We start from the raw sequence: 25,339 nt of genomic DNA, 5'->3' as shown, positions 1-25,339 counted from the left end.
CCCCTGCCTCACAGCAAGGGCCATGCCAGTTCCATCAGGCGCGCAGATCGAGGATCGAGCGCGTGATCTGGTTCGAGGTGTCGAGCGCCTTCGAGTTCGCCTGGAAGTTGCGCTGTGCGGCAATCAGGCCGACCAGTTCCTCGGTGATGTCGACGTTCGATCCCTCGATCATGCCCGACATCAGCGAGCCTGCGCCGTTTTCGCCCGAGCTGGCGAAGGTCGGATCGCCCGACAGGCCGGTCGCCTGCCAGTTGCTGTTGCCCATCTGGCGCAGGCCCGAGGAGTTCGAGAAGTTGACGATCGCGACCTGGCCGAGCGGCTTGGTATCGCCGTTCGAATAGCTGGCGGTAACGATGCCCTTTTCGTTGATCGTCACGCCCTGCAGCCGGCCGACCTCGACGCCGTCCTGAAGCTGGCTGGCAACCTTGAACGGCTTGGTGGTCGATTCGGTCGTGACCGGTACGGTCAGCTTGATCTGCTGCTGGGCCACGCCGCTCGGCGGCATGAACGAGTTGAAGGTGCTGACGACCGGTGCGGCAAGCTGGCCGGCGGTATTGAACTGGACCGTGACCACCGGAGTTTCGGCGGCACCGGTTCCCACGGTCATCGGCTTGTCACCGACGAAGCTGTAAGCCTGCCACGTGCTCGACAGATCCTCGACGGCCGGCGGCACGGTGACGACCGGCGGCGTCGTCCGCTTCAGATAGGTGGTCATCGTCATCGGATTGCCGGCACCGTCATACACGGTCGTCGAGATCGCTTCGTTGTAGCTGCTGGAATCGAACCGGCTGAAGTCGCCCGTCGCCGGAACGACCGAACGCGCATTCAAATTGAGCCCGAGCGTCACATTGTCGGTGCCCTTCGGCTTGCCGGAGGTTCCGGCGAGCACGAGGTCGGTCAGCGATTCACGCGTCGTCGCGATGACGTTGCCGTTTCCGTCGACCGGATAGACCTGCAACCGCGCGCCCTGCGCATCGGTGACGAACTGGTTCGCATCGACGCGCAGCGAACCGTTGCGGGTGAAGGCCAGACCCTGCTTGTTGGGATCGGGCTTCAGCGTGAAGAAACCGTCGCCGGCGATCGCGATGTCGAGCGACGACGACGACTGGACGAGATTGCCTTCGCCGAACTGCTGGCGATTGCCCTTCACCACCGTACCCGAACCGACCATCTGCGTCGGCGCGACGGCGAGGTTCGACGCGATCACGTCGGCGAATTCGGCGCGGCTCTTCTTGAAGCCGGTGGTGCCGACGTTGGCAAGGTTGTGCGCGATCGACGCCATGTCGACCTGAGAGGCCTTCAGGCCGGACAGCGAGGTATAGAAGGACATGCTAGGCTCCTGCGTGAATTCGTAAAGTGAGGGATCAGGCGATCTTGCGGACGGTGTCGGCCGCGACCTGCGACCCGTTCGACAACGTCAGCGTCGGCTTGCCGCCGTTCGGCATGACCGAGGACACGCCCGTCCAGGCGAGGTTGCGTGCCTTGACCACGACGCCGCTCTTGTCGGATGCGGCGACCGAGATGGTGTAGGGGCCGGCACCGGCGGGAAGGCCCTGGTCGGTCGTGCCGTCCCATTGGTAATCGACCATGCCCCTGGGCTGCGGACCCATCGACACGGTGCGGGCGACCACGCCGCTGGCGTCGCGGATTTCGAGCTGGACCTTGGCGGCATCGGCATCGAGTTCGACCGCGCCGTTGACGTTGCCGCTATTGTCGGCGGTCGCGGTCGGACTGTCGGTCAACACCGCCTTGCCGATCCACGACACCGCGTCGCTGGTGCCGTTGCCGCCCATCTTCGCCGCCAGCGTCTTCAACGTCGACGTCATCTCGGTGATGCCCGACAGCGACGAGAATTGCGCCATCTGCGCGACCATCTGGCCGTTGTCGGTGGGGTTGAAGGGATCCTGATATTGAAGCTGCGCGGTCATCAGGCGGAGGAAGTCATCCTGGCCCAGCGAACGCTGGCCCAGTTTGGACTTTGCCGCCGCCTGCTTCGCGGCATCGAGTTGCGGAATATTCTGGACCGAGGTGGTGGCCATGATCAGCGTCCCAGACGGAGGGTTTCGGTGATGAGCGACTTGGCGGTCGACATCACTTCGACGTTGTTCTGATAGGTGCGGGCGGCGTCGAGCATGTCGACCAGCTCGCGCGGTTCGTCGACGGCCGCTTCCCAGACATTGCCTTCGGGGTCGGCCAGCGGGTTGCTCGGATCGTAGCGTTTGGCCGGGGTCTCGCCCGCCTGCACGATCTGCCGGGCATCGACGGTGGCGAGGCCGCTGGCGGCGTCGAAGCTGGTGCGGAACACCGGCTTCATCGTGCGATAGGCGGTCGCCTCGGTCGTCGCGACCGCGCCGGCATTGGCAAGGTTCGACGCGGTAGTGTTCATCCGTACGAGCTGCGCGGACATCGCGCGGCCCGATACCTCGAAGATGCTCATCGGAGCAGCCATCGCTTATTCCCCCTTCAGCGCGCGGGTGATGGTGGAGATGCGGCCGTTCAGGAACGCGAGCGTCGTCTGATACGCCACGGCGTTTTCCGCGAACGCGGTCTGTTCGGTCGCCAGTTCGACGGTGTTGCCGTCCATCGAGGGCTGGAGCGGCAGGCGATACAGCGTGTTGCGGTCGATCGCGCCGTCGACATTGCCGCCGCGTTCCGCCCCGGCCAGCGCCGCGCGGAAATTGACGTCCTTCGCCTTGAATCCGGGCGTGGATGCGTTGGCGATGTTCGACGCCAGCATCCCCATGCGCTGCGCCCGCACTTCCAGCGCGGCACCATGTATCCCGAACAGAGCATTGTCGGCCATCGGCCCAAAGTCCCCAAGCGGCGCGCCGGATGCGCGTCCCCACGGATCACAGCAAAGCGCGTGCCAGTTTCGCGCATCCCCGTGCCGCGACCGGAACCGGTGCGACCTTAACCATGATCGCGGCAACCGCCCGCCGTAACCCGGCAAGCCATTGCCGGGCGCAAACTGGCATTGCCCTTGCAGTATGGCGGGCATGAACCTGACGCTGCTCGCCCCCTATGCCGATCCGATGGCCGCCCTGTTCGTGATCGGCGGCACCATACTGACGATCGCGATCCGCACGCCGTTCGCCGATGTGGGCCGCGCCCTTCGCGCGCTCGCCACGCTGCCGCGCCGCTCGTTCACCGCCGATGCCGGCATCGAACAGATCGCCGCGCTGGCGCGGATCGCGCGGCGGCACGGCGTACTGACGCTCGATCGGTCGCAGATCGCCGATCCCGATATCGCCGAAGCGATCGCCGCGATCGTTGATGGCGCGGGGCCGGATGCGGTCGGCGAGACGCTGAGCCATCGCAACGCCGCGCGTGCCGAACGCCACCTCGCCGCCGCCGACATGTGGGCGGCGGTCGCCGAACTGGCACCGGCGCTGGGCATGATCGGCACGCTGGTCGGGCTGGTGCAGATGTTCATGGCAATGACCGATCCGACCGCGATTGGGAGGGCGATGGCCGTCGCGCTGCTGTCGACCCTGTACGGCGCGATCGTCGCCGCGCTGATCGGGATGCCGATCGCCGGACGGCTGCGGCGGATGGCGCGGATCGAGGCGTTCGAACGCAGCCGGTTCGAAGGGCCGCTGGTCGCGCTGGCCCGGCGCGAACGTCCGCATTTCCGGGAGGCCGCAGAATGAAGATGTCGCAGTTCGATGTCGCCCCCGGCCGGCCGCTATGGCTGACCACGCTGGCCGACCTGTCCCTGTTGCTGGTCGGGTTCTTCGTGTTCCTGCATGCAGCGCAGATGGTCGACCGGAAGGCGCTGACAGCTGGCATCCGCGCGGGGTTCGATGCCGATGCCGCGCCGATGACGCTCGATCGCGGGATCGTCGACGGCTTTGCCACGGGATCGTCCGCCATGCCGGCCAGCTATGCCCGGACGGTGGAGTTCGTCCGGACCGCCGCCGCCGACCCGCGGGTCATGGTGACGCTGACCGGCGGCACCGCCGGCGATGTCGACCCGCTGACCGGCAGCGCCGCGATCCTTGCCAGCGACCGTGCCCGCACCGTTGCGACCGCGCTGGTCGCCGATGGCGCGGTACAGCCCGACCAGCTTGCCCTTGCCCCGCCCGCCACCGGCACGCGCGGCGTCCAGATCGATCTGGGCTTTGCCGGCGACCGGCAAGCCGTTGCCGACCGGCAGGTGCCGGTTGCCCCCCCCGCTTATGGAGCCGACCGATGATCCGCCCGATCCTGACCATCGCATTGCTGACCGCCGCCCCCGTCGTGGCGGCGCAAGGTTTCCAGTCGACCGCGCAACTCGACGAAGCGATCGTGCAGTTCACCGGTGCCAGCATCGGCATGGACGGCGGCGCGCAGATGCGGGTCGATTCTCGGCTGAAGCTGGCGAAATGCGCGATGCCGCAATTCAGCTGGCTGTCAGAACGGCAGGATGCGGTGGTCGTCAACTGCATGGCACCGGCATGGAAGGTCTATGTCCCGGTCCGCCGTCTGGCCCGCCCCCTTCCCGAACGCCCCGTACCGGCCGTCGCCGTCGCCGCACCCGTCAAGCCCGAACCGGTGATCCGCCGCGGCGACCCGATCATGGTCGAAGCCGGGGCCGAGGGCTTTTCGATCACCCGCGACGGCGTGGCGATGGGCGATGCGCCGGTCGGCGGCCGGTTGATGGTGAAGGTCGATCCCGCAAAGCCGCCGATCCAGGCGATCGCGATGGAATCGGGCCGTGCCGCCCTGCCCGGTTTCGATCGCTGACACGGCGAAATCGACAAAAAACCGATCCGCAGTAATTTTTGCTAAAGAAGTTCGCGATGGCGTCGTTTCTCCTCATGTCAGCAGTTCGTGAAGGACGGGGACATGGTAGATTCAGTCGGTTCAAGGCCGGTATCGTCGATCGGGCAGCGTGCCATCGCACGCCCCGAAGGGCAGACACGCGCCGCAGCGACGCCGGCGCCCGACAGCGCGGTGGCGAAGACCGGCGTGGCGATCCTGTCGGGGGGCACGACGGCGGCCGCCATGTCGGCATCGGCACCGGTCGATACCGACCGGGTCGCGACGATCCGCAAGGCGATCGCCGACGGCCGTTTCCCTCTGTCGCCCGCCACTATCGCCGACCGGCTCATCGCCCTGAAACTCGATTGGAACAGCAATGAACCGGCGTGATGCGCTGATCCAGATCATCGACAGCCTGCATGCGGAAATCGCCGCACTGCAGGCGAACGATGTCACCGCGCTGGAAACCGCGACGGCGATGAAGCTGCAGGGGATCGAGGCGGTCGCCGCCAATGACGACGTCCCGCTCGACGCCGAGCTGGAAACGCTGGCGCGCGAGGCGCAGCGGCTGAACGAGACCGCGCGCATCTACGTCAATCTGATGACCGCCAACGTCCGGCGGCGCATCGACCAGCTGACCGGCGGCGGATTGCCGGCCTACCGGCCAGGCATTGCCGGCACGCCGCAGCGGATGGCGGCGGCGGCGTATCGGTAAGCATTGGACCCCATGGCCGGGCACGTCACCCCAGCGAAGGCCGGGGTCTCATGCGGCTCTTGCAGGGTGCTATAACCGGGAGATCCCAGCCTGCGCCGGGATGACGTTTTGCGGCGGGGCGGATGGCGCACGCTTCGGGGCACGGACACGAACATTCCGAAACTGGCACGCCGCTTGCTGAGTGGATCCCCGAACAGGGGAAGCGAAGCACAGCCCGATGAATGTCGTTCCGGTAGAAGCCAGATCAAACGTCCATGCAGCGATCGCGACGGCGAGCGCGCGGACGGGCATCGATTTCAATTTCCTGCTGGGTCAGGCGCAGGTCGAAAGCGGCCTTCACACCAACGCGCGCGCCGCGACCTCGTCGGCGACCGGGCTCTACCAGTTCGTCGAACAAAGCTGGCTGGGCGTGGTCAAGGCGCATGGTGCCGAGCACGGCATGCAATGGGCGTCGGACAGCATCCGCCAGGGCAGCAACGGCCGTTACTATGTCGCCGACCCTGCCACCCGTCAGGCGATCCTGCAATTGCGCAACGACCCGCAGGCATCGTCGCTGATGGCCGCCGAACATGCCGCCGACAACAAATCCGCGCTGGAAGGCGCACTGGGCCGCAACGCGACCGGCACCGACCTGTATATGGCGCATTTCCTGGGGCTGGGCGGCGCGCGCCAGTTCCTGACGTCGATGCAGGCCAATCCCGACCGGTCGGCCGCGGCGATGTTCCCCGCCGCCGCCCGCGCGAACCGGTCGATCTTCTTCGCACCCGGCGGCCAGCCGCGCTCGCTCGGCGACATCTACGAACGGATGGGCGCGAAGCTCGACCGCGGGGCGAAGACCGGCGGCGGCAGCGGCGTCGAGGATGGCGGCTTTCCGGTCAACCGGATGCAGCAGCCCGCCGTGATGCTGAACGGCTTTGGCGGCGACGTCATCATGGGCAACGAGGCACAGGGCGGCGACGAGGCATGGCTGGCGACGACCATCGCCAATCTGAACGTCGTGCGCAGCAAAGGCGCCAACCCGGCGGCGGTGCCGCAGATGGCCTCGCTCTATCGCCCGACGCCTGAATCGGCGCGGCTGGCCTATTCGATCCTCGCCAATCTGGGAGCGGCATGATGCAGGCGATCCTGAGCGATCCGAAGAGCATCCTGCCCGCGCTGCGCCAGTCGGCGCTGCCGGGTGCGATCCTGCTGCTCGTCCTGTTGATGGTCGTGCCGATACCGGCGTTCATGCTCGACATCTTCTTCGTCATGAACATCATGATCTCGATCGCGGTGCTCATGGTGGCGCTAAATGCGCAGAAGCCGCTCGACTTTTCCGCCTTTCCGACCGTCCTGCTGTTCGCGACGCTGTTCCGCTTGGGGCTAAACGTCGCATCGACGCGCGTCGTGCTGGTCCACGGTCATGAGGGCGAAGCGGCGGCGGGCCATGTCATCGAGGCGTTCGGCAGCTTCCTGATCGGCGGCGACTATGTCGTCGGCCTCTTCGTCTTTTCGATCCTCATCATCATCAACATGATCGTGGTGACCAAGGGTGCCGGGCGCGTGTCCGAAGTGTCGGCGCGCTTCACCCTCGACGCCCTGCCCGGCAAGCAGATGGCGATCGACGCCGACCTGAACGCTGGCCTCATCAGCCCCGACGAAGCGCGGACCAAGCGCATCGAGACCGGGGCCGAAGCCGATTTCTACGGCGCGATGGACGGTTCGTCGAAGTTCGTGAAGGGCGACGCGGTCGCCGGCCTGCTGATCCTCGCCATCAATATCGTCGGCGGCCTGATCCTCGGCGTCGTCAGCCATCAGATGGCGGTCGGACAGGCGGCGCAGACCTATATCCTGCTGGCGATCGGCGACGCGCTGGTCGCGCAGGTGCCGTCGCTGCTGCTGTCGATCGCCGCCGCCGCCATCGTCACCCGCGTCACCTCGACCTCGTCGCAGGATCTGGCCGGGCAGATCGGATCGCAGTTCGCGTCGCACCGCACCTGGGCCCCGGTCGCCGGCATTCTCGGCCTGCTGGCGATGCTGCCGGGGATGCCGTTCCTCGTGCTGGCCCCGGCCGCCGGCATTGCGGGCTTCGCATCGTGGAAGCTGGCCAAGCAGAAGAACGCACCGCCCCCCGCCCCGCCGGTCGAGGCGCTGCCCGAAGCGGCCGACCTGTCGAAGATCGGCTGGGACGAGGTCAACGACAATTGCCACATCATGCTCGACATCGGCTACGGCCTCGTGCCGCTGGTCGACGAGCGCAAGGGCGCGCCGCTGATGAGCCGGATCACCGGCGTCCGCCGCCAGTTGTCCAAGGATCTGGGCTTCGTCGTGCCGCAGGTGAAGGTGCGCGACGACATCAACCTCGCCCCCTATACCTATCGCATCTCGATCGGCGGCGTGGTCGTCGGCGAGGACATGGCGTCGGCGACCGAGATGCTGGCGCTCGACACCGGACAGGCGGTCGGCGGGTTCCTGGAGGGCAAGACCGCCAAGGACCCGACCTTCGGCCTCGACGCGATCTGGATCCAGCCGGGCGACGCCGATGCCGCGACCGGTGCCGGCTATCTGGTGGTCGATGCCGGGACGGTCGTCGCCACCCATCTGAACCATGTGCTGACGGTCAACGCGACCGAGCTGCTGGGTCCGGACGAGGTGCAGTCGCTGCTCGATGGCCTGAAAGATCGTGCCGCGAGCCTGGTGGCGGCGCTGTGCCCGCAGCCGCTGACGCTGACCACGCTGACGCAGGTGCTGCGCGCGCTGCTGGCCGAGAATATCCCGCTGAAGGAATTCCGCCGCATCGCCGCCGCCATCGCCGTCGTCGCGCAGCGGACGCAGGATGCCGAAGAGATCGTCGAGCTGATCCGGCCCGAACTGGGTGCGCTCATCATCCAGAAGCTGTGCGGCGTGCGCGAGCCGCTGCGCGTCATGACGCTCGAAGGGCAACTGGAGGCGCTGCTGGGACAGGCGATGCGCGGCGATCCGTCGCGGCGCAACGCGATCGAGCCCGATCTCGGCCGGCGCATCATCGACGCGCTGACCCATGCCGCCCAGCCGCTGATGGCGGAGGCCAAGCCGTTCGCGCTGGTCGTGCAACCGTCGATCCGCGTCGCCGTCCGCAAGCTGGTCAAGTCGTGCCTGCCCGACACCCCGGTCATGAGCTTCTTCGAAGTTCCCGAAGACAAGGCAGTCGAAGTCGTCGCCGTCATCGGCGCACCGGAGGCCATTCCCGCATGAACGCGCCCTTCTTTCCGCAACCCGAGCTGAACGCCGCGACCTATACGCGGCGGACCCGGCCCAACGACGCCGATGCGCTGGTGCGGCGGCACCTGCCGCTGGTCCGGCGGATCGCGTGGCATGTCCATGGCCATATGAGCACGATGGTCGATGTCGAGGATCTGGTGCAGATCGGTCTGGTCGCGCTGGTCGAGGCGGTGCCGATGTTCGAGGATCGCGGTGCGGTCACGTTCGAACAATATCTCGCCACGCGGCTGCGCGGGGCGATGATCGACGAGCTGCGGCGACAGGCGACGATCAGCCGCGGGGCGATGAAGCGGCGGCGCGACTATGCGAAGGCGGTGTCGGCGCTGACGCAGGAACTGGGCCGCGCGCCGGTGCCCGCCGAGATCGCGGAACGGCTGGACGTGCCGCTCGGCAAGCTCAGGACCGACTATGCCGACGTCCAGTCGGTGCAGTTCGATTCGATCGACGACGTCTATACCGACGAAGCGCCATGGTTCATGGACGACGGCCCCGACGCGTTCGAGGCGCTGGCCGAGGGCGAATTGCGCGAGGCGCTGATCGCCGCGATCACCGCACTGCCCGAACGCGAGGCGCAGGTAATCCAGCTTTATTATGTCGAGGAACTGAACCTCGAGGAAATCGGGCAGGTGCTGGGCGTCGGCGCGGCGCGCATCTGCCAGATCAAGAAGTCGGCGCATGAGAAGCTGAAAAAGGCGTTGGCGCGGGCGGCAGGGTAACCGCCTCGTATTAGTGGATTTTTGGCGGGGCCGGCGCAAGTCTGGCCCCGCTTTTGCGTTCAAAGGTCACAAAGGTCACACTCGCCGCGTTTATCGCGTACGCCTTGCTGCCGGACGTGTGGCGCTGCTGGACGGGCGATGGGCAAGCGCCGGGTTGCGAGGATATTGCAGGCTTCCGGTTGTAGGAAAGCGGTCGGTTCGGTTCGGCGGCAACGATCGCGGTTCTCGCGTCCGGTCCCGTTCGAGGCCACTGCGAGCGCGTCGGTTGCCACCCGTATGACGTACCCCCACGATGGCGGGGGCCAACAAGCCAAGCACCAGCCGTTGGTTTGCCTTGCGCTGGACCGCCGCTTTCGCCGGGGTACGGCAGACTTTGGATCGCAATAGGGAATTCTGGCAGCGGGCTCGTGGAGGCCGGGTCTCGCCGACGGTCGGGTGGGAGCAGATGCCTCGACCGGTCCGCCTGCGGCCATCCCCCTCCACCACCGCTTCGCGGCGGTCCCCCTCCCCGCGGGCGGGAGGAATTGGGTGGCCCGATGCAGCGGCGCGCCTGTGCCCCCCCCCCCTCCACCATGCTGCGGATGGTCCCCTTCCCCACCAAGCGGGGAGCAGTTGGGGTGTGCGCTATATATAGAGTCCGGGCGGGTGTGCCGGACGCCGAAAACCCCCGGTGACGTTTCCGTCGCCGGGGGCCGGTCCCGTTACCGGGAGGACCGCTGCCGCCGCCTTCATGCAAGGGGGAACGGCGGCAGCGGAGCCGGGCTTAGCCGAGCAGTTTCAGCACGCCCTGCTGCGACTGGTTGGCCTGTGCCAGCATCGCGGTCGATGCCTGGCCAAGGATCTGCGCCTTGGCGAGCGCGGTCGATTCCGACGAGAAGTCGGTGTCTTCGATGCGGCTGCGCGCTTCCTGCAGGTTCGACGAGGTCGTGGTCAGGTTGTTGACGGTGACCTGCAGACGGTTCTGCACGGCACCCAGATCGCCACGGATCGACGAAACCTTGTCGAGCGCCTTGTCGATCGCGGTCATCGCGGTCGAAGCATTCGCCTGCGTCGTGACGTTCAGCGCGCCGCCGACCATGTCCTTCGCTCCGCCCTGCGCAGCGAGACCGACCTTGCCGAGCGAAGCGGTCGAGCCTTCGACGCGAACTTCCGCACCGGTATCCGACTTCAGTTCGACACGTCCGCGCAGCGTCAGACCATTGGCGATGTCGGTACCGGTAGCTGCCGTGCCGTCATCACCCTTCACGCTCTTCACAAGACCTGCACCCGCAGCCGTCGGACCGTCCTGGAGGATGATGTCGTTGCCAGTCGACGACGTAAGGACCAAGTTGCCGTCGGCGTCGCTCGACGCGACCAAGCCGCTGATACCAGCCTTGTTGATGTTGCCGACGAGATCCGACATCGAGATGACGCCGTCGGCGTTACCGCCCTTCGCAACCGTATCGTCCAGCGCGACCGTTGCACCGTTGATGTAAAGGTCATTCGCGGCCACGAGCTTCGAGGCGTCAATGACCACGGTGGCCTTCGTCGTGGCGGTCGCGGTTACACCGCTATCCTTGGTGACGGCGTTGATCGCCGCTGCCTTCGATGCCGCCGAAGCGTCATTCGAGCTACCGATAGCAACGCCGTTGATTTTGAGGTTGTCCGTCCCGTCGAGTACCGAGGTGCCTGCCGTCGAACCCTTGACCGAGGTAGGCGAGCTCGTTTCGTTCAAGCCGATGGCGGCCAGATCGGTCGCGTCGCCCGAGGTCCCGCGCTTGATGTCGATCGGCTGACCGTTCGAGCTGTTGAGCGCGACGAAGCCGCCATAGGTGCCGGCGGTGAAGCCCGCCTTGCCCGCATCGGCACCGGCGATGACGATGGTCTTGCCGGTGTCGTTCGACAGGACGATCTTGCCTTCGTTGTCGAGCTGCGCGCTGACGCCACCCACGTCGCGGTTGATCTTTTCGACCAGTTCCTGACCGGTGGCGCCGGTCACATTGACGGCGGTGCCGCCGCCGACCGCGATCGAGAAGCCGGTCGTGCTGGTGACGCCGCCCGAAGCGATCGGGCCGCCCGACAGGGTGTTGTACGCCGATGCCGACACGCCGGTCTGGCCGGTGTTGGTATTGATCGCGGCGGCGGTGGTTTCAGCGGTGCCCGTGGTCAGGGCAGCGGCAAAGGCGTTCTTGCCGTTGATCTGGATATCGGCGGCACCGATCGTCGCGGCGCTGATGCGGCCGGTGGTCGCCTGACCCTCGACGCGATAGCCGTTCAGGCCGAGCGCGCTGGCCGAGGTGTTGGCGAGCGAAAGCGCGGTCGTCTGCCCTGCCTGTGCACCCGTCTGGAGCGTCACGCCCTTTACCGAGCCGTCGAGCAGGTTGATGCCGTTGAAGTTGGTCTTGGTCGAGATGTCGTTGATCTGTGCGGTCAGCTGGCCGACTTCCGACTGGAGCGCCTTGCGTTCCGACGTACCGAGCGAGCCGTTGGCGGCCTGTCCGGCGAGTTCCTTCATGCGCTGCAGCATGTTGGTGACTTCGCCCAGCGCGCCTTCGGCGGTCTGCGCCATCGAGATGCCGTCGTTGGCGTTGCGGGCGGCGACGGCCATCGTCTTGATCTGGCTGGTCATGCGGGTGGCGATGGCGAGGCCGGCGGCGTCGTCCTTGGCCGAATTGATGCGCTTGCCGGTCGACAGGCGCTCCATCGACATCTTCAGCGCGTCGTTGGCGGCGGACGAGGCGTTGGCGGCGCGAAGCGATCCGATGTTGGATCCGATAACGGTCATGGTATTTCCTCCGGTCTGACGTCCAGCGCCCCGTGGTCCCCCCTGATGAAGCGTGCGGGAACGAAGCTGCTGCCCGGAGAAACGGCAGCCGTCGGCGGGGTTTAAGCGAAAAAATCGGCCCCTCGCGCGCGCGGGGGAGCGCACGCGGCATACAGAGCCGAATCAGGCAGGATTTTACCGGGTGTTAACCAGCGCGGCGGCAAAGAGGTGCCGTCCAGGGGAATCACCACCGATGCGCTCGATCTATCCATCCGCTGCCGTCCTCGCCTCGAAGTTCACGCTCGTATCCTCGCTGCGCGCGCAAGGGTTCGTGCTGGCCAATGCCGGGCAGAAGCCGGGCCCGGCCGATGCGTTCCTGATCATGGAGGGCGAGGTGCCGCCGATCGCGTCGCGCACGCTGGTGCTGGCCGAAGGGCCGGTCGCCGCGACGCCGTTCGCCGACGGCCGCCCGGCACGCCTGTGCTACACCCATGCCGACACCGAACTCGCCCATGCCTTTGCCGCGGCGCTGTTGTGCGGCCGGCACGAGGCGGTCGCCGCCGATCCCGAGAGCCTGGCGTTGCAGGCGCTGGCCCGCCGCGTCGCCGCCGCCGACATCACCGTGCTGGTGGGCGGCCCGACCGGCACCGGCAAGGAAGTGCTGGCGCGGACCATCCATGCCGGCAGCAGCCGCGCCGCCGGCCCGTTCATCGCGATCAACTGCGCCGCGCTCCCCGAAACCATGCTCGAGGCGATGCTGTTCGGCCATGTGAAGGGCGCGTTCACCGGCGCGGGCGCGGCAGGCGAAGGGTTCTTCCGCGCGGCGCATGGCGGCACGCTGCTGCTCGACGAGATCGCCGAGATGCCGTTGCCGTTGCAGGCCAAGCTGCTGCGCGTGTTGCAGGAACGCGAGGTCGTGCCGATCGGCGCGACCCATGCCGAGGCGGTCGATGTCCGCGTCGTCGCCTGCGCCAATCGCGATTTGCAGGAAGAGGTCGCCGCCGGCCGCTTCCGCGCCGATCTCTATTACCGGCTGAGCGTGTTCCCGCTGACCACCCGCGCGCTGGCCGAGCGGCCGGGCGACATCGCGGCGCTGGCGGCGGCGATGGTCGTGCGCCATGCCGCCGACCGCGCGACGCTGCCATGGATTTCGGACGCGGCGCTGGCGCTGCTGCTGCGCCACGACTGGCCGGGCAATGCTCGCGAGCTGGAGAATGTGATCCAGCGCGCGCTGCTGCTGGGCATGGGCGACCGGATCGAGGCGCACGACATCGTGTTCGACCGCGCCGGTCCCGCCGCGCAGCCACGGATCGCCGAACCGGTCGCGGCGACGCTGACCAACATCGTGCAGATCCACGAATTCGCGGCGATCCGCCGGACGCTGGAGGAATGCGGCGGCAACCGGGTCGAGACCGCACGGCGGCTGGGCATTTCGGAGCGCACGCTGCGCTACCGCCTCGCCAAGGCGCGTGAGGCCGGCGAGACGCTGGCACCGGCCCATGCCGTGGCGGCTTCGGCATGAGCGTCGGGGGTGTCGGCGGCGCAATGGGCGTCGACCGGGTGATGCAGCTTCGCGCGCAGATCCTCGAACGCAATCAGGCGCTGTCGAAGGCGAACACGCAGGTCGCGGCGGCGCAGGCCCCGGTGGCGGAACCCGCCAAGCCGGCGAGCTTCGCCGATGCGATGGGCGACGCGCTGAAGGGCGTGAACGCGCAGCAAAACAAGGCGAGCGAACTCTCGGCGATGTACGAACGCGGCGAGACCGTGGACATCGCGAAGGTGATGATGGCGCGCCAGCAGGCATCGGTCGGTTTCGAAGCGACGATGCAGGTGAGAAATAAACTTTTGTCCGCCTACAAGGACATCATGAGCATGCCGGTCTGATATGGAAAACGCTCTCGCCACCACCGGTGCAGGCGGTGTTCCCGCCCCCGCCGCCGCCGCGCGCTTCGCCAACCCGCTGACCCAGATCGGCGGATTGATGAAGAACCCCGCCGTGAAGCGCAGCATGCCGATGATCTTCATCATCGGCCTTGTGCTGTCGGCGGCGATGGCGTGGATGGCGCTGGCCACCCCGCCGCAGCGCGTGCTGTTCCCGCAATTGCCCGACAGCGACAAGCAGGCGGTGGTCGATGCGCTGTCCGCCGCGAAGATCGACAGCAGCGTCGACGATTCGGGCGGGATCACCGTCGGCGAGGACGATTATCACCGCGCCCGCATCCTGCTGGCTGGGCAGGACCTGCCCAAGGCCGCGCCGGGCGGCTATGCGATCCTCGACCAGTTGCCGATGGGCGTGTCGCGCGCCGTCGAGGGGGAGCGGCTGCGCCAGGCACGCGAGACCGAGCTGGCCAAGTCGATCGGCGAGATCGAATCGGTCGCCGATGCGCGCGTCCATCTGGCGATGCCCGAATCGTCGGTGTTCGTGCGCGACAATGCCCAGCCTTCGGCATCGGTCATCGTCCGCCTCGAACCCGGCCGGAGTCTCACGCAGGCGCAGGTCCGCTCGATCGTCAACCTCGTCGCCAGTTCGGTGCCGGGGATGAAGCCCGATCAGGTGACGATCATCGACCAGATGGGCGCGCTGCTGAGCAAGCCGAGCGACGGTAGCGACAGCAGCACGCTTTCGGACGAGCGGATCGATTATCAGCGCCGGATCGAGGACAAGTATCGCGCGCAGCTCAACACGCTGCTGACCCCGCTCTTGGGTGCAGGCAATTTCTCGGCCGAGATTCAGGCCGATGTCGATCTGGACGAGAGTCAGGCGACGCGCGAAAGCTATGACAAGCAGGGCGTGGTCCGTGCCGAACAGGGGACGTGGGCCGGCAACACGCCGGGCGAGACGACGCCGGGCGGCATCCCCGGCGCGCTGAGCAATACCGCGCCCGCCGCATCGACGCTGGCGACCGCGACGCCGGGGCCGTCCGGGGCCACCGTGCAGCCGGGTACCGCGCCGGGCGCACCCGCGCCGGTCAAGACCAGCGAGAATTTCAACCGCGCCTATGATCTGGGCAAGGAAGTGTCGGTGACGCGCGCCGCGCCGGGCGCGATCAAGCGGCTGTCGGTGGCGGTGCTGCTGCGCGAGGCGGAAGGCGGCAAGCCGCGCACCCCGGCCGAGATCCAGCAGATCAACGACCTGGTGAAGGCGGCGGTCGGCTTCAACCAGCAGCGGCAGGACACGGTGACGGTCATCAGCCGCAAATTCTCGCCCGATGCGGTCGCCGGCGACGTCGTGCGGCCGTGGTACGATGCCGACTGGGTGCCGATGGCGGCGCGCAACGGCACCGCACTGGTCATCGCGCTGCTGGTGCTGTTCATGGGCGTCCGCCCGATGGTCAAGGCGATCAACGAGAAGCGCAAGGCCGAGGCCGCCGCCGAAACCGCGCGGGTCGCCGCACAGGAAGCCGCCGCGCAGGCCGCGCTCGCCCCGCCCCCGGCCGAGGTCGAGCCCGAGCCGGTAAGCATGGAAATGCTGGAAGGGGCGCGCAGCTATGACGACCGGGTCGGTCTGGTCCGCGGCTTCACCCGCGACAATCCGGCGCGCGCCGCGCTGGCGGTGCGGGACATGATCCAGTCGGATGCCAAGCAGTGAACGCCCCCACCCGTATCCATAGCGGCGTCGAACGTGCCGCCGTCCTGATGATGCTGGTCGGCGAGGAGGAAGCCGCCGCGATCCTCCAGAAGCTGGACCCCGAAGAGGTGCAGCAGCTGGGCAAGGCGATGTTCACCGTCGCCGATGTCAGCGAGGACGAAGTGACCGTCGTGCTCGACGATTTCGTCGAGAAGGCGCGCGAGCGCACCACCGTGGGCTTCGATCCGCGCCCGCACATCGAAACGGTGATGAACCGCGCGCTGGGGGCCGACAAGGCCGAAAGCGTGCTGGCCAAGATCACCCCGATCGAGACCGCGTGCCAGATCGAGCTGCTCGACTGGATGGATGCCAGCGAGATCGTCAGCCTCATCAAGGACGAACATCCGCAGATCGCCGCCGTGCTGCTCGCCAATCTCGACCCCGCCATCGCTGCGCAGGTGCTGGAGGGGCTGCCCGAGGTGGCGCAGCCGCAGATCCTGCACCGCATCGCCAAGCTGGGTCCGATCACGCCCGAGGCGATCGAGACGCTGAAGTCGATGCTGTCGCGCCGTTCGACCGGCCGGTCGAGCGGGAGCGGCGTGCAGCTGGGCGGTGCCAAGGATGCCGCGCGCATCCTGTCGTCGGGACGCAAGGCGACCGAGAACCGGGTCATGCCGAAACTGGCCAAGATCGACCGCGACATCGCCCGCGCGATCGAGGACCAGCTGTTCGTCTTCGACAACCTGCTGGAGATGGACGACAAGAATCTGGGCGTGCTGATCCGCAACGTCGACAGCGACCTGCTGGTACGCGCGCTGAAGGGCGTCGACGAAGCCGGCCGCAACCGGTTCCTGGGTTGCATGTCGGCCCGCGCCGCCGACGGCATCCGCGACGAGATCGAGGCACGCGGACCGATGAAGCTGGCCGAGGTGCTCGACGCGCAGAAGGGCGTCATCACCGTCGCTCGACAGTTGGCCAAGGACGGCACGATCATGATGGGCGGCGGCGACGACGATTATGTTTGAGAGCGCCGCCCCCCGCGCCACCGGCGGCTTCGTCGCGGGCTTTGCCAGCCGCCACGTCGCCGCCGCCGACATCCTCGCCCGCGCCTTCGGTGCGCCCGATCCGTTCGCCGAAACCGGCGTCGTGCCGGTCCGCCCGGCGGATTTTGGCGCAGCGGCGGCGAGCGCGACGGCATCGGGGCAGGCCCCCGGACCGATGACGGGCGGCCCCCGGCATTTCCGCCCGGCCGATCCCGACAACAATCCGACCGAGGGCTGGGACCCGTTCGACGCCAATGCCGGCGATGTCGCGGCCACCACGCTGGACCCGGCCGTCGAGGCGCATGCCGCCGGCTATGCCGAGGGACTGGCCGCCGCCGCCGCCGCCAGCCAGTCCGAACACGCCCGCGACCACGCGTTGCTGGCGCGACTGACCGAGGCGCTGGGCACCGCCACCCATATCGACCGCGAGGCGATGGCCGACCGGCTGCGCCAGACGGTGCTGACGCTGGTCCGCCAGATCGTCGGCGAGGTCGGCGTGTCGGCCAACCGGCTGGCCGAGCGCATCGACGCCGCCGCCGAACTGCTGGCCGACAGCGCCGAATCGGCGATCCTGCGCATGCACGAAGCCGATATCCCGCTGGTCGACGGCAAGCTGGCCAAGGCGGTGTTCCCGGTCGCCGATCCGGCGGTCGAACGGGGCGGCTTCGTCCTCGAAACCGCGTCGACCGTGGTCGAGGACGGCCCGTCGCTGTGGCTGGAGCAGCTGGGTGCCGCCATCGAAACCGTACCGGTGCCCGTATCATGCTGAACCGTTTTGCCGGCGACTATCTGGGTGCGCTCGCCCCCACCGATTTCCGCCCGCGTCCGCGCGTCGCCGGACGGCTCGCCTCCTATGACGGGCTGTTGATGGAAGCGGTAGGGCTGTCGCTGCCGGTCGGCACCGTGTGTCAGGTCGGTACCGGTGACGGCGGCCATGTCGAGGCGGAGGCGATCGGGTTTCGCAACGGCCGGACGTTGATGATGAATTTGGGCGGTCCCGCCCCGCTCCTTCCCGGTGCGCTGGTCCGGCCGGGTGACAAGCCGGGCGAGGCCGAGGTCGGCGAGGCGATGCTGGGCCGGGTGGTCGATGGCGCGGGCAAGCCGATCGACGGCAAGGGGCCGATCCGGGGTGCCGGCCGCTGGCCGCTGGCCGGGCGTATCCAGTCGCCGCTCGACCGGGGCCGCGTGCTCGAACCGATGGATGTCGGCGTGCGCGCGATCAACGGGTTGCTGACGATCGGTCAGGGCCAGCGCGTCGGGATCATGGCGGGATCGGGCGTCGGCAAGTCGGTGCTGCTGGGCATGATGGTCCGCGCCGCGAAGGCCGATGTGATCGTCGTCGGCCTGATCGGCGAGCGCAGCCGCGAAGTGTCCGACTTCCTCGAAACCAAGCTGAAGGGCGATGCCCGCGCGCGATCGGTCGTGGTCGCGGTGCCGGCCAATCATTCGCCGGTGCTGCGCATCCGCGGCGCGCTGCGGGCGACCGCGATCGCCGAAGCGTTTCGCGAACAGGGCAAGAAGGTCCTGCTCATCATCGATTCGCTGACCCGCGTCGCCCATGCGGGCCGCGAGATCGGGCTGGCGCTGGGCGAGCCGGCTTCCGCGCGCGGCTATCCGCCTTCCGCCATCGCGATGCTGCCGGGGTTGATCGAGCGGGCGGGTACCTGTGTCCGTACCGGCGGGTCGATCACCGCCATCTATACCGTGCTGGCCGATGGCGACGACAACAGCGATCCGGTGGTCGATTCGGCGCGATCGATCCTCGACGGGCATATCGTGCTGAGCCGGCAACTGGCCGAGCGCGGCGTGTATCCAGCGATCGATCTGGGTCCGTCGGTCAGCCGCGTGATGACCGATATCGCCGACCGGCCGCATCTGGCCGCCGCGCGGGTGCTGCGCCGCCATCTGGCGACGTATGAGGAAAATCGCGATCTGGTGCTGATGGGGGCCTATCGCCCCGGCACCGACGCGGCGATCGACGGCGCGCTGGCAGCGCATCCGGCGGTGATGGAATATGTGAAGCAGGATTCGGACGAGATCGTCTCGCTCGACGATGCGGTCGCCGAGCTGGTGGGTATCTTCGGTGACGGATAAGGCCAAGCGCCTGTCGCGCGTGCTGCGCGTACGGACCATGCAGTTGAACCTGACCCAGGCGGAGGAAGCACGCGCCGCCGCGCGCGTCGCCGACGAGATTGCCCTTCGCGAACGCATCCACAAGCTGGCCGAGGCGGTGTCGCCGGTACCCACCCCCAGCGCGACCGCCGCCGGATTGGGGGCCGCCGCGCATTATCGCGAACGGCTGCACGCCACTGCACAGGTCGTCGACCGGCGGGTGGTGCAGGCCGATGAAGGGCTGGAGCGCGCCCGATCGGCGACGATGACCGCCAAGCGCGACCAGAGCGCGGTCGAAAAGCTGCTCGAACGCGCCCATGCCGCCCGCGCTCTGCGCGAACTCCGCGCGCTGGAAAATGCGCCGCCGGTGCGCCGACCCAATCGGCACGATCCTTGCTGATCGACCGGTCGAACGCTTGACGGATCGACCTATGCAGCTTCTCTCCGCCCTATCCAGTACCGCTTCCCCGCTGGCGATGCAGGCCGCACCGCTGGCCGGTGCCGCCGCAGACGCGTTCGCCGCGCTGTTCGCCGCCATCGTGCCGGCGGGTGGCGAGGACGGACGGCAGGCCGCTGCCGATGGCGGCAAGCCGTTGCCGGTGACGGGCGTCCCGACGATGCCGGTCATACCCACGCCGGTTGCCACCACGGCGATCGCCGCTGCGCCGCTAATCGTGCCGGTATCGGCGGTACCGGTGGTTGCGCCGGTGCTGCCGGGTTCGGCCAGCGAGGCGATCGCGATGGTGCCGGCCGATCCCGCACCGCCAGTCCCGACCGTGCGCGACGCGGTGCCGGTGATCGCCGCCGCCGGGGTGCTGGGGGCGCTGAAGCTGCTGCCCGAGGACGAACCGGTCGCGGTCCGCCCGCCCGACCCCAAGCCCGAACAGCCGATCCAGCCGATGCCGGCGCGCTTCGCACCGCCGCTGCCGGTGCGTGCCCGCCGCGCGGCGGAGGAACCGGCCGGTCCGACCCCCGATGGCGACGATGCCGATGCGACCGAGGATGGCGACGTGCCGGTCGTCCTGGCGTCGGCCGATGCGCCGCCGATCGACCAAGCGCCGCTCGACCTGCCGCCGATGATCGCGACGCCCGCCGACGCCCTCGCGCCAGTGCCCGACGACGCCGAGCAGGCGATGAAGCGGATCGGCCCGACGCTGCCGGATACGGAGTCCGCGGCGACGACCACCGCCAGCACTGCACCGGTCGCATCGCAAACGACGCGCACGGGTCCGGCGATGGTCGGTAGCGATCGGGCGCCCGCGTCCGATCGTTCGGCCATGCCGCCGCTCCGTCGCGTTCCGGGCGCACCGGCGGATGCGTCGATCGTCGACCAGCGTCCGGGTGTGGACGGCCTGAAGCCGGTGCGTACCCGCGCAACGCCGACCGCCACCGCTGCCACGGTCACCGCTCCGCAGGACGCCACCACCGTGGGGCAGCCGGTTGTCGCCGACGGCACCCCTGCCCCGGCAGCACGCGCAACGCTGGCAACCGGCAATCGCCGCGTTCCCGACCCGCAGGGTGCGGCACCCGTCGAAGCCACCTTCGCGCCCACCCGGCGGTTCGCGCCGGTTGCACCCGGCGCGCTGCCCGCTGCTCCGATCGTCGATCCGGTGCGACCCGACTGGCAGACCGAGGCACCCGTCGCTAACGGGTTCGTGCCAGCGGCTCCAAGGGCCGCCGCCGCGCAAGCGCCATTGGGTGCCGGACAGACGGCGGCCCCCGTCGCCATCGGGTTCGCGCCGATCGCTCCGGGCGATGCCGCCGTGCAACCGCAGCCGGACGGCGGGCCGATCGTGATCGACGTTCCCTCGCCCACCACCGAAGCGGTGACGCCGGTCGCGATCCCGTCGCCGCCGCTCGCCCGGACGCCGGGCGTTCCGCCCGCCGACGTCGCGCCGCAGGCCGCGCCGATTGCCGCACCACGCCGGACGGGTCCGATCGCCGCCGCACGCGATACCGCCCCTTCGGCCTCGATCGCGGACAAGCCTGCCGCTCCGATGGTCGATCCGGTTACGCCGGCCCCCGTCGCCGAGCCGATCGGGCGCGCACCGGCGGTCGACACCGCGCAACGCATACCGGTCGCCGACGCCGCCACGCGTCCGGCCGATCCGGCGACCGTCGTGATCGATCAGCCCGCGGTACCGTTCACGCTGCCGACCGGGCGCGCGGCTGTCGCGCAACCGATCGCCGAACCGCTGACCCCCAATCGACAGACGATCGCCGGCGAAGCGAGCGCGCCGGTCGTGTCGGTCGCCGCGTCGACGGTGCAGCCGGCCAAGGCCCCGCCGGTCACCCGCGTCGCCGCCGCCCCCACCCCGGAAGCGGTGGCCGAGGTCGTGCTGGCCGACGCTGCGCCCGCGCGTCCGCGCCGCGACGACGATGCGCCGCCGCTGCCGACCCCGGCCGCCCCGGCGATCGACGCCGCGACGCTGCGCCCGGTGTCGGCACCGGTCACCGCCGCGCAGCCGCATCTCGACACCCGCCAGCCGCAATGGGTGGAGGGAATGATCGACCGGATCGAAACGCTGCGCGACGCGTCGCCGACGCAGAGCGAGACCCGCATCCGCCTGTCGCCCGACGCGCTGGGCGATGTCGAGGTTGCGATCCGCACGACCGAGGACGGCCGCGTCCATGTGCATTTCAGCAGCGAGAACGCCGATGCCGGCCGCCTGCTCGCCGATGCGCAGCCGCGCCTGCTGCAAATGGCCGAGGCCCGCGGGCTGAAGCTGGGCGGCATGCAGGTCGATGTCGGCACGCAGCAACAGCCATCGCAGCGTCAGGCACAGGATCAGGGATCGCAGCAACCGCGCGCGCCCCGCTCCGCCTTCGCCGACACGCCAGCGTCCTCCACCCGAACCGATAAACGCATCGCCTGAGGAATCACGACATGAGCGACAAGGAAACGCCGGAAGAAAAGCCGGCCAAGAAGAAGGGCAAGCTGGTCAAGATCCTGATCATGGTCGTCGGCGTCCTCGTCCTGCTGGGCGGGGGCGTCGGTGCCGGGCTGTATGCCAGTTCGTCGGGACTGATCGGCGGTGGCGGCGAGCACGGCAAGGAGGAACCGCCCGAAGAGAAGAAGGACCTGCCCAAGCTGGTCCCGAAGTCGGAAGAGGTGAAGGCCGGTGCCGGCGGTGAGGGCGGCGAAGGCGGCGGTCATGGCGGCGGCGAAGGCGGCGGCGAAGGTGGCGAGGCTGCCCATGGCGACGAGAACAGCCGGCCGACGCCCGAGATGGAGGGCGGCGACCGCTGGGCATCAACCTATTACGCGATGGAGAAGGAGTTCACCTCCAACCTGTCCGACAGCACGCACTTCATTCAGGTAGGCGTGGCGATCTCGACCTCGTACGACAACAAGGTGATCGAGAATCTGAAGACCCATGAGATCGCGATTCGCTCGGCCATCCTGCTCGCGCTGGGCGAAACGACCGAGGATCAGGTGTTCACCCCGGAGGGCAAGAAACAGCTCTCGCTCCGCCTGAAGAAGGCGATCAACGACACATTGGAGCAAAAGGAAGGCTTTGGCGGCATCGGTAACGTTTATTTTACCACGTTTGTGGTTCAGTAAACGTCCATGGTTAACAGCCCATCCACCGTGCCCGAAGGCAGCGAACGGAGTCGCCGCACGGCGGCCGCGTCGCATGCGCCGAGCCTGGGTGCGGCGAACCTCAATCCGTTCGGCGATCTGCGCGCGCTCGAACACCTGTCGGCGCGCATGGCGCGGTCGTTGCGGCAGGTGTTCGAACCGCTGTTGCGCAAGGGGGTCAAGAGCTGGTCAGAACCGGTCGAGGTCGACCGGTTCGCGGGCTATTGCGCGGCGCGGCGTGCCCATGGGCTGACCGGGTGGGTGCCGCTGACGCTGTCGACCGGGGGAAGCCCGGCGATCATCGTCATCGACGGCACCTTCCTGCTCGAAACGCTCGACACCTTCTTTGGCGGGTTCGGCGAAGCACCCAATCCGATGCCGATCGAATTCTCCCCCGCTGCCGAAGCGATGCTCCGCCGGCTGGCGAGCGCGATCGCCGCGCCGCTGGGCGAGGCATGGGGGCCGCTGGCCGGCATCGCCTTCGAACCCGGCGCGCCCGAAGCCAATCCGGCGATGATGGGCGCGATCGACGGCGAGGATGCGGTGATCGCGACGCGGTTCGGCATCCAGCCGGGCGATGCGATGCTGCCGACCTTCATCGACATCCTGTATCCGGTCGCCGCGCTCAAGCCCCATGCGCCGCAGCTGTCGACCAAGGTCCATGGCCGCAGCGCGCCCGATCCCAAATGGCTGTCGGGGCTGACGCGCGCGGTGATGAGCGTGAAGCTGCCCGTCCGGTCGGTGCTGGCCGAACCGGTCGTGTCGCTCGCCACCTTGCTCGAGCTGAAGGAAGGCGACATCATCCCGATCAATTTCGGGCCGGAGGTACCGGTATGGGTGTCGAACCGGCGGCTGGGAACCGGCACGGTCGGCACGGCCAACGGGCAGGCCGCGATCAAGCTGAACTCCATCGACCCGGGCTTCGAAGAGGAATTCCAATGAACGAGATGACCGGTGGCTTCCCCGCCGAGGCGTCGCTCGCCACCAATTTCAAGCTGTTGCAGGATGTCGACGTCCGCCTGACCGTCGAGATCGGGTCGACGCAGCTGACGCTGCGCGAATTGCTGGCGCTGAGCGAAACGAGCGTGATCGAACTGGACCGCGGGGCCAACGAACTGCTCGACGTGTTCGTCAACGGCACGCTGATCGGGCGCGGCGAGGTGGTGACCGTCGGCGACCGGTTCGGCGTTCGGATGACCGAACTGGTCAGCCCCGACAAGCGGGTCAGCCGCTGATGATGTGGTCGTACATCCTGAAGCTCGTCATCCTGCTGCCGCTGGTGTGCGGGTTGATGATCGGCTGCCTGTATCTGTGGCGCCGCCTCGAAGCGCGGATGCCGGGCAATCAGGGGGAGCGGCTGGTCAAGGTGCGCGAGACGATGATGGTGTCGACCGGCACCAAGATCGCGGTGCTGGAATTTCAGGGCCGGCAGCTGCTGGTCTCGGTCAGCCGTAACGGCGTGACCCTGCTCGACCGGGGCGACAAGTGAGTTTCGCCGGGGGGACATTGCACCATTTGGCCGATCGCTTGGCTGCTCCCCTCCCTKRYMAGGGAGGGGAGTTGAGACGGTTCGCGTTCGGCGCCCGTCGCGCGCGCGAGCCAATTGGCGGTTCGAACTCATCCTCGCGGCGATCGGCATCGCGCTGATGCTGTTCCTCGCGGTGCCGGCGATGGCGCAGGCGGTGCCGGCCGCGCCCGCCCCGGCCCCCGGTGCCGCCGACGCGCTCGACCGCGCGCTGGGCCAGCTGGGCGGCGGCAACGATGCGCCGATGGCGCTGTCGCTGCAGATCCTCATCATCATGGGGCTGTTGTCGGTCCTGCCCAGCATCCTGCTGATGATGACCAGCTTTACGCGGATCATCATCGTGCTGGCGGTGCTGCGCCAGGCGCTAGGGCTGCAACAGTCGCCGCCGAATCAGGTGCTGATCGGCCTGTCGCTGTTCCTGTCGCTGTTCGTGATGTCGCCGGTGATCAGCCGGATCAACGACACCGCGATCAAGCCCTATGCCGCCGGGCAGATCAATTCGACCCAGATGATCGAGAACGCCAGCCGGCCGCTCCACGCCTTCATGCTGAAGCAGACCCGGACCAAGGACGTGACGATGTTCGCGCAGATGGCGAAAAGTGGCCCGATCGCCTCGCCCGCCGACACGCCGTTTTCGATCCTGCTGCCCGCCTTCGTCACCAGCGAGCTGAAGACCGCGTTCCAGATCGCGTTCCTGATCTTCCTGCCGTTCATCGTCGTCGATCTGGTGGTGGCGACGGTCCTGATGTCGCTGGGCATGATGATGCTGTCGCCGACGATCATCTCGTTGCCGTTCAAATTGCTGCTGTTCGTGCTGGTCGATGGCTGGGCGCTCACCATGGGCAGCCTTGCCGCGTCGTTCGTGAGTTAGCGGGCATGGACGCAGGCTATTTCATGACCGTCGCGCGCGAGGCGATGTGGGTGCTGGCGCTGGTCGCGGCACCGATCCTGATCCCGGCGCTGGTCGCCGGCCTGATCCTCGGCATGATCCAGGCAGCGACGTCGATCAACGAACAGACGCTGTCGTTCGTGCCGAAGCTGGCGGTGGTCGGCATCAGCCTCGCGGTGTTCGGCAGCCTGATCCTCGGGCTGCTCAGCGATTTCACGACGAGTATCTTCGAGCGGATTCCGGATCTGGTTCGGTAACGGTGACGAAGGCGCTACCCTTACGCCATACCCCTGCCTGCGCGGGGCTATGGGGGAGAACCGGTGGATTGCCGACTCCGTTCGATGGTGCGCACCTCGCTTCCTCTACCGTCACCCCGGACTTGATCCGGGGTCCCGCTTTCCTGACGGGCGCAGAAGAAGCGGGACCCCGGATCACGTCCGGGGTGACGGAAATCTTCCGTTT

26 protein-coding genes and 2 pseudogenes are annotated in these 25,339 nt (G+C 68.1%); 22 read left to right on the top strand and 6 right to left on the bottom strand.

Annotated elements, in window-relative coordinates; translation table 11 throughout:
• Window positions 1–34: 34 nt before the first annotated feature.
• Genes ASE70_RS05130 through flgB form a run of 4 tightly spaced genes read right to left on the bottom strand, consistent with a single transcriptional unit; the run spans window position 35 to window position 2,803 of the window.
• Window positions 35–1,330 carry a flagellar hook protein FlgE gene (locus tag ASE70_RS05130; RefSeq protein ID WP_056399058.1) on the bottom strand — a complete coding sequence of 432 codons (1,296 nt, stop codon included), beginning with the start codon at window positions 1,328–1,330 and terminating at the stop codon, window positions 35–37.
• Window positions 1,331–1,364: 34 nt separating this feature from the next.
• Entirely contained in the window at window positions 1,365–2,039 is a 675-nt protein-coding gene (locus ASE70_RS05125) for a flagellar hook assembly protein FlgD (protein ID WP_056502086.1), read from the bottom strand.
• A gap of 2 nt (window positions 2,040–2,041) precedes the next feature.
• Window positions 2,042–2,449 carry a flagellar basal body rod protein FlgC gene (flgC, locus tag ASE70_RS05120; RefSeq protein WP_056399052.1) on the bottom strand — a complete coding sequence of 136 codons (408 nt, stop codon included), beginning with the start codon at window positions 2,447–2,449 and terminating at the stop codon, window positions 2,042–2,044.
• 3 nt (window positions 2,450–2,452) lie between these two features.
• Window positions 2,453–2,803 carry a flagellar basal body rod protein FlgB gene (gene flgB / locus ASE70_RS05115; RefSeq protein WP_056502083.1) on the bottom strand — a complete coding sequence of 117 codons (351 nt, stop codon included), beginning with the start codon at window positions 2,801–2,803 and terminating at the stop codon, window positions 2,453–2,455.
• Between the two features lie 184 nt (window positions 2,804–2,987).
• Here flgB and ASE70_RS05110 point away from each other — a divergent pair, with 184 nt between their 5' ends.
• The 8 genes from ASE70_RS05110 to fliA all read left to right on the top strand — a co-directional run bounded on the left by ASE70_RS05110 (window position 2,988) and on the right by fliA (window position 9,414).
• A complete protein-coding gene (locus ASE70_RS05110; protein WP_235519617.1) occupies window positions 2,988–3,650 on the top strand; it encodes a motility protein A in 663 nt (220 codons plus the stop codon).
• A complete protein-coding gene (locus tag ASE70_RS05105) occupies window positions 3,647–4,195 on the top strand; it encodes a hypothetical protein (protein WP_056502080.1) in 549 nt (182 codons plus the stop codon). The genes ASE70_RS05110 and ASE70_RS05105 overlap by 4 nt, the downstream gene beginning before the upstream one ends.
• The gene (locus ASE70_RS05100; RefSeq protein WP_056502078.1) at window positions 4,192–4,725 is read left to right on the top strand and encodes a flagella basal body P-ring formation protein FlgA; all 534 of its coding nucleotides are present in this window, start codon (window positions 4,192–4,194) and stop codon (window positions 4,723–4,725) included. Before ASE70_RS05105 ends, ASE70_RS05100 begins: the two co-directional genes overlap by 4 nt.
• A 102-nt stretch (window positions 4,726–4,827) precedes the next feature.
• Entirely contained in the window at window positions 4,828–5,133 is a 306-nt protein-coding gene (flgM, locus tag ASE70_RS05095) for a flagellar biosynthesis anti-sigma factor FlgM (RefSeq protein ID WP_056502075.1), read from the top strand.
• On the top strand, window positions 5,120–5,458 hold the full coding sequence (locus tag ASE70_RS05090; RefSeq protein WP_056502071.1) for a hypothetical protein: 339 nt from the start codon (window positions 5,120–5,122) through the stop codon (window positions 5,456–5,458). The genes flgM and ASE70_RS05090 overlap by 14 nt, the downstream gene beginning before the upstream one ends.
• Before the next feature lie 217 nt (window positions 5,459–5,675).
• Window positions 5,676–6,572 carry a hypothetical protein gene (locus ASE70_RS05085; protein WP_056502069.1) on the top strand — a complete coding sequence of 299 codons (897 nt, stop codon included), beginning with the start codon at window positions 5,676–5,678 and terminating at the stop codon, window positions 6,570–6,572.
• Window positions 6,572–8,671 (top strand): flagellar biosynthesis protein FlhA, encoded by a 2,100-nt coding sequence (flhA, locus tag ASE70_RS05080; protein WP_056502127.1) that lies wholly within the window; start codon window positions 6,572–6,574, stop codon window positions 8,669–8,671. Before ASE70_RS05085 ends, flhA begins: the two co-directional genes overlap by 1 nt.
• The gene (gene fliA, locus ASE70_RS05075; protein ID WP_056399032.1) at window positions 8,668–9,414 is read left to right on the top strand and encodes an RNA polymerase sigma factor FliA; all 747 of its coding nucleotides are present in this window, start codon (window positions 8,668–8,670) and stop codon (window positions 9,412–9,414) included. The genes flhA and fliA overlap by 4 nt, the downstream gene beginning before the upstream one ends.
• 763 nt (window positions 9,415–10,177) lie before the next feature.
• On the opposite strand, the pseudogene ASE70_RS20560 reads toward fliA, so the two are convergent.
• Together ASE70_RS20560 and ASE70_RS20955 are read right to left on the bottom strand one after the other, a co-directional pair.
• Window positions 10,178–10,477, bottom strand: a pseudogene (locus tag ASE70_RS20560) (flagellin); the annotation flags it as partial.
• Window positions 10,478–11,296: 819 nt separating this feature from the next.
• Window positions 11,297–12,178 (bottom strand): annotated as a pseudogene (locus ASE70_RS20955) (flagellin N-terminal helical domain-containing protein); the annotation flags it as partial.
• Window positions 12,179–12,410: 232 nt separating this feature from the next.
• Here ASE70_RS20955 and ASE70_RS05065 point away from each other — a divergent pair.
• From ASE70_RS05065 to fliQ, 14 genes are all read left to right on the top strand, one after another.
• On the top strand, window positions 12,411–13,679 hold the full coding sequence (locus ASE70_RS05065; RefSeq protein ID WP_056002768.1) for a sigma 54-interacting transcriptional regulator: 1,269 nt from the start codon (window positions 12,411–12,413) through the stop codon (window positions 13,677–13,679).
• Window positions 13,676–14,041, top strand: a complete 366-nt coding sequence (fliE, locus tag ASE70_RS05060) for a flagellar hook-basal body complex protein FliE (protein WP_056399020.1) — start codon at window positions 13,676–13,678, stop codon at window positions 14,039–14,041. Before ASE70_RS05065 ends, fliE begins: the two co-directional genes overlap by 4 nt.
• A gap of 1 nt (window position 14,042) precedes the next feature.
• Complete coding sequence (gene fliF, locus ASE70_RS05055; RefSeq protein ID WP_056399018.1) at window positions 14,043–15,746, top strand: flagellar basal-body MS-ring/collar protein FliF; 1,704 nt, start codon at window positions 14,043–14,045, stop codon at window positions 15,744–15,746.
• Entirely contained in the window at window positions 15,743–16,750 is a 1,008-nt protein-coding gene (fliG, locus tag ASE70_RS05050; RefSeq protein ID WP_056502062.1) for a flagellar motor switch protein FliG, read from the top strand. The genes fliF and fliG overlap by 4 nt, the downstream gene beginning before the upstream one ends.
• Window positions 16,743–17,537 (top strand): FliH/SctL family protein, encoded by a 795-nt coding sequence (locus ASE70_RS05045; RefSeq protein WP_056502060.1) that lies wholly within the window; start codon window positions 16,743–16,745, stop codon window positions 17,535–17,537. The genes fliG and ASE70_RS05045 overlap by 8 nt, the downstream gene beginning before the upstream one ends.
• Complete coding sequence (locus ASE70_RS05040; protein ID WP_056002753.1) at window positions 17,531–18,862, top strand: FliI/YscN family ATPase; 1,332 nt, start codon at window positions 17,531–17,533, stop codon at window positions 18,860–18,862. Before ASE70_RS05045 ends, ASE70_RS05040 begins: the two co-directional genes overlap by 7 nt.
• The gene (locus ASE70_RS05035) at window positions 18,852–19,280 is read left to right on the top strand and encodes a hypothetical protein (protein ID WP_235512278.1); all 429 of its coding nucleotides are present in this window, start codon (window positions 18,852–18,854) and stop codon (window positions 19,278–19,280) included. The genes ASE70_RS05040 and ASE70_RS05035 overlap by 11 nt, the downstream gene beginning before the upstream one ends.
• A 31-nt stretch (window positions 19,281–19,311) precedes the next feature.
• Complete coding sequence (locus ASE70_RS05030) at window positions 19,312–21,756, top strand: flagellar hook-length control protein FliK (protein WP_156355990.1); 2,445 nt, start codon at window positions 19,312–19,314, stop codon at window positions 21,754–21,756.
• Between the two features lie 11 nt (window positions 21,757–21,767).
• Entirely contained in the window at window positions 21,768–22,445 is a 678-nt protein-coding gene (locus ASE70_RS05025; protein WP_056502052.1) for a flagellar basal body-associated FliL family protein, read from the top strand.
• Between the two features lie 6 nt (window positions 22,446–22,451).
• Window positions 22,452–23,405: a flagellar motor switch protein FliM gene (locus tag ASE70_RS05020; protein ID WP_056502051.1), complete on the top strand. Its 954-nt coding sequence runs from the start codon at window positions 22,452–22,454 to the stop codon at window positions 23,403–23,405.
• The gene (gene fliN, locus ASE70_RS05015; protein WP_056002739.1) at window positions 23,402–23,698 is read left to right on the top strand and encodes a flagellar motor switch protein FliN; all 297 of its coding nucleotides are present in this window, start codon (window positions 23,402–23,404) and stop codon (window positions 23,696–23,698) included. Before ASE70_RS05020 ends, fliN begins: the two co-directional genes overlap by 4 nt.
• The gene (locus ASE70_RS05010) at window positions 23,698–23,952 is read left to right on the top strand and encodes a FliO/MopB family protein (protein WP_056002736.1); all 255 of its coding nucleotides are present in this window, start codon (window positions 23,698–23,700) and stop codon (window positions 23,950–23,952) included. Before fliN ends, ASE70_RS05010 begins: the two co-directional genes overlap by 1 nt.
• A gap of 157 nt (window positions 23,953–24,109) precedes the next feature.
• Window positions 24,110–24,859: a flagellar type III secretion system pore protein FliP gene (fliP, locus tag ASE70_RS05005; protein WP_082438947.1), complete on the top strand. Its 750-nt coding sequence runs from the start codon at window positions 24,110–24,112 to the stop codon at window positions 24,857–24,859.
• Window positions 24,860–24,864: 5 nt separating this feature from the next.
• Window positions 24,865–25,134, top strand: coding sequence for a flagellar biosynthesis protein FliQ (gene fliQ / locus ASE70_RS05000; protein WP_056002733.1), 270 nt, complete (start codon window positions 24,865–24,867; stop codon window positions 25,132–25,134).
• Window positions 25,135–25,339 lie beyond the last annotated feature (205 nt).

The sequence above is a fragment of the Sphingomonas sp. Leaf22 genome (assembly GCF_001421715.1).
Lineage (GTDB): Bacteria > Pseudomonadota > Alphaproteobacteria > Sphingomonadales > Sphingomonadaceae > Sphingomonas.
This window is presented reverse-complemented; position numbering and strand designations above follow the sequence as displayed.

Excerpts from the sequence above, each read along its gene's own strand:
- ASE70_RS05020 (WP_056502051.1), top strand. The coding sequence starts at position 22,452 with ATGGTTAACAGCCCATCCACCGTGCCCGAAGGCAGCGAACGGAGTCGC.
- ASE70_RS05130 (WP_056399058.1), bottom strand. The coding sequence starts at position 1,330 with ATGTCCTTCTATACCTCGCTGTCCGGCCTGAAGGCCTCTCAGGTCGAC.
- ASE70_RS05090 (WP_056502071.1), top strand. The coding sequence starts at position 5,120 with ATGAACCGGCGTGATGCGCTGATCCAGATCATCGACAGCCTGCATGCG.
- ASE70_RS05065 (WP_056002768.1), top strand. The coding sequence starts at position 12,411 with ATGCGCTCGATCTATCCATCCGCTGCCGTCCTCGCCTCGAAGTTCACG.
- fliN (WP_056002739.1), top strand. The coding sequence starts at position 23,402 with ATGAACGAGATGACCGGTGGCTTCCCCGCCGAGGCGTCGCTCGCCACC.
- fliA (WP_056399032.1), top strand. The coding sequence starts at position 8,668 with ATGAACGCGCCCTTCTTTCCGCAACCCGAGCTGAACGCCGCGACCTAT.
- fliE (WP_056399020.1), top strand. The coding sequence starts at position 13,676 with ATGAGCGTCGGGGGTGTCGGCGGCGCAATGGGCGTCGACCGGGTGATG.
- ASE70_RS05085 (WP_056502069.1), top strand. The coding sequence starts at position 5,676 with ATGAATGTCGTTCCGGTAGAAGCCAGATCAAACGTCCATGCAGCGATC.
- ASE70_RS05010 (WP_056002736.1), top strand. The coding sequence starts at position 23,698 with ATGATGTGGTCGTACATCCTGAAGCTCGTCATCCTGCTGCCGCTGGTG.
- fliP (WP_082438947.1), top strand. The coding sequence starts at position 24,110 with ATGCTGTTCCTCGCGGTGCCGGCGATGGCGCAGGCGGTGCCGGCCGCG.
- ASE70_RS05030 (WP_156355990.1), top strand. The coding sequence starts at position 19,312 with ATGCAGCTTCTCTCCGCCCTATCCAGTACCGCTTCCCCGCTGGCGATG.
- ASE70_RS05045 (WP_056502060.1), top strand. The coding sequence starts at position 16,743 with ATGTTTGAGAGCGCCGCCCCCCGCGCCACCGGCGGCTTCGTCGCGGGC.
- flgB (WP_056502083.1), bottom strand. The coding sequence starts at position 2,803 with ATGGCCGACAATGCTCTGTTCGGGATACATGGTGCCGCGCTGGAAGTG.
- fliQ (WP_056002733.1), top strand. The coding sequence starts at position 24,865 with ATGGACGCAGGCTATTTCATGACCGTCGCGCGCGAGGCGATGTGGGTG.
- ASE70_RS05100 (WP_056502078.1), top strand. The coding sequence starts at position 4,192 with ATGATCCGCCCGATCCTGACCATCGCATTGCTGACCGCCGCCCCCGTC.
- ASE70_RS05025 (WP_056502052.1), top strand. The coding sequence starts at position 21,768 with ATGAGCGACAAGGAAACGCCGGAAGAAAAGCCGGCCAAGAAGAAGGGC.
- ASE70_RS05110 (WP_235519617.1), top strand. The coding sequence starts at position 2,988 with ATGGCGGGCATGAACCTGACGCTGCTCGCCCCCTATGCCGATCCGATG.
- ASE70_RS05040 (WP_056002753.1), top strand. The coding sequence starts at position 17,531 with ATGCTGAACCGTTTTGCCGGCGACTATCTGGGTGCGCTCGCCCCCACC.
- ASE70_RS05125 (WP_056502086.1), bottom strand. The coding sequence starts at position 2,039 with ATGGCCACCACCTCGGTCCAGAATATTCCGCAACTCGATGCCGCGAAG.
- flgC (WP_056399052.1), bottom strand. The coding sequence starts at position 2,449 with ATGGCTGCTCCGATGAGCATCTTCGAGGTATCGGGCCGCGCGATGTCC.
- fliF (WP_056399018.1), top strand. The coding sequence starts at position 14,043 with ATGGAAAACGCTCTCGCCACCACCGGTGCAGGCGGTGTTCCCGCCCCC.
- ASE70_RS05105 (WP_056502080.1), top strand. The coding sequence starts at position 3,647 with ATGAAGATGTCGCAGTTCGATGTCGCCCCCGGCCGGCCGCTATGGCTG.
- flgM (WP_056502075.1), top strand. The coding sequence starts at position 4,828 with ATGGTAGATTCAGTCGGTTCAAGGCCGGTATCGTCGATCGGGCAGCGT.
- flhA (WP_056502127.1), top strand. The coding sequence starts at position 6,572 with ATGCAGGCGATCCTGAGCGATCCGAAGAGCATCCTGCCCGCGCTGCGC.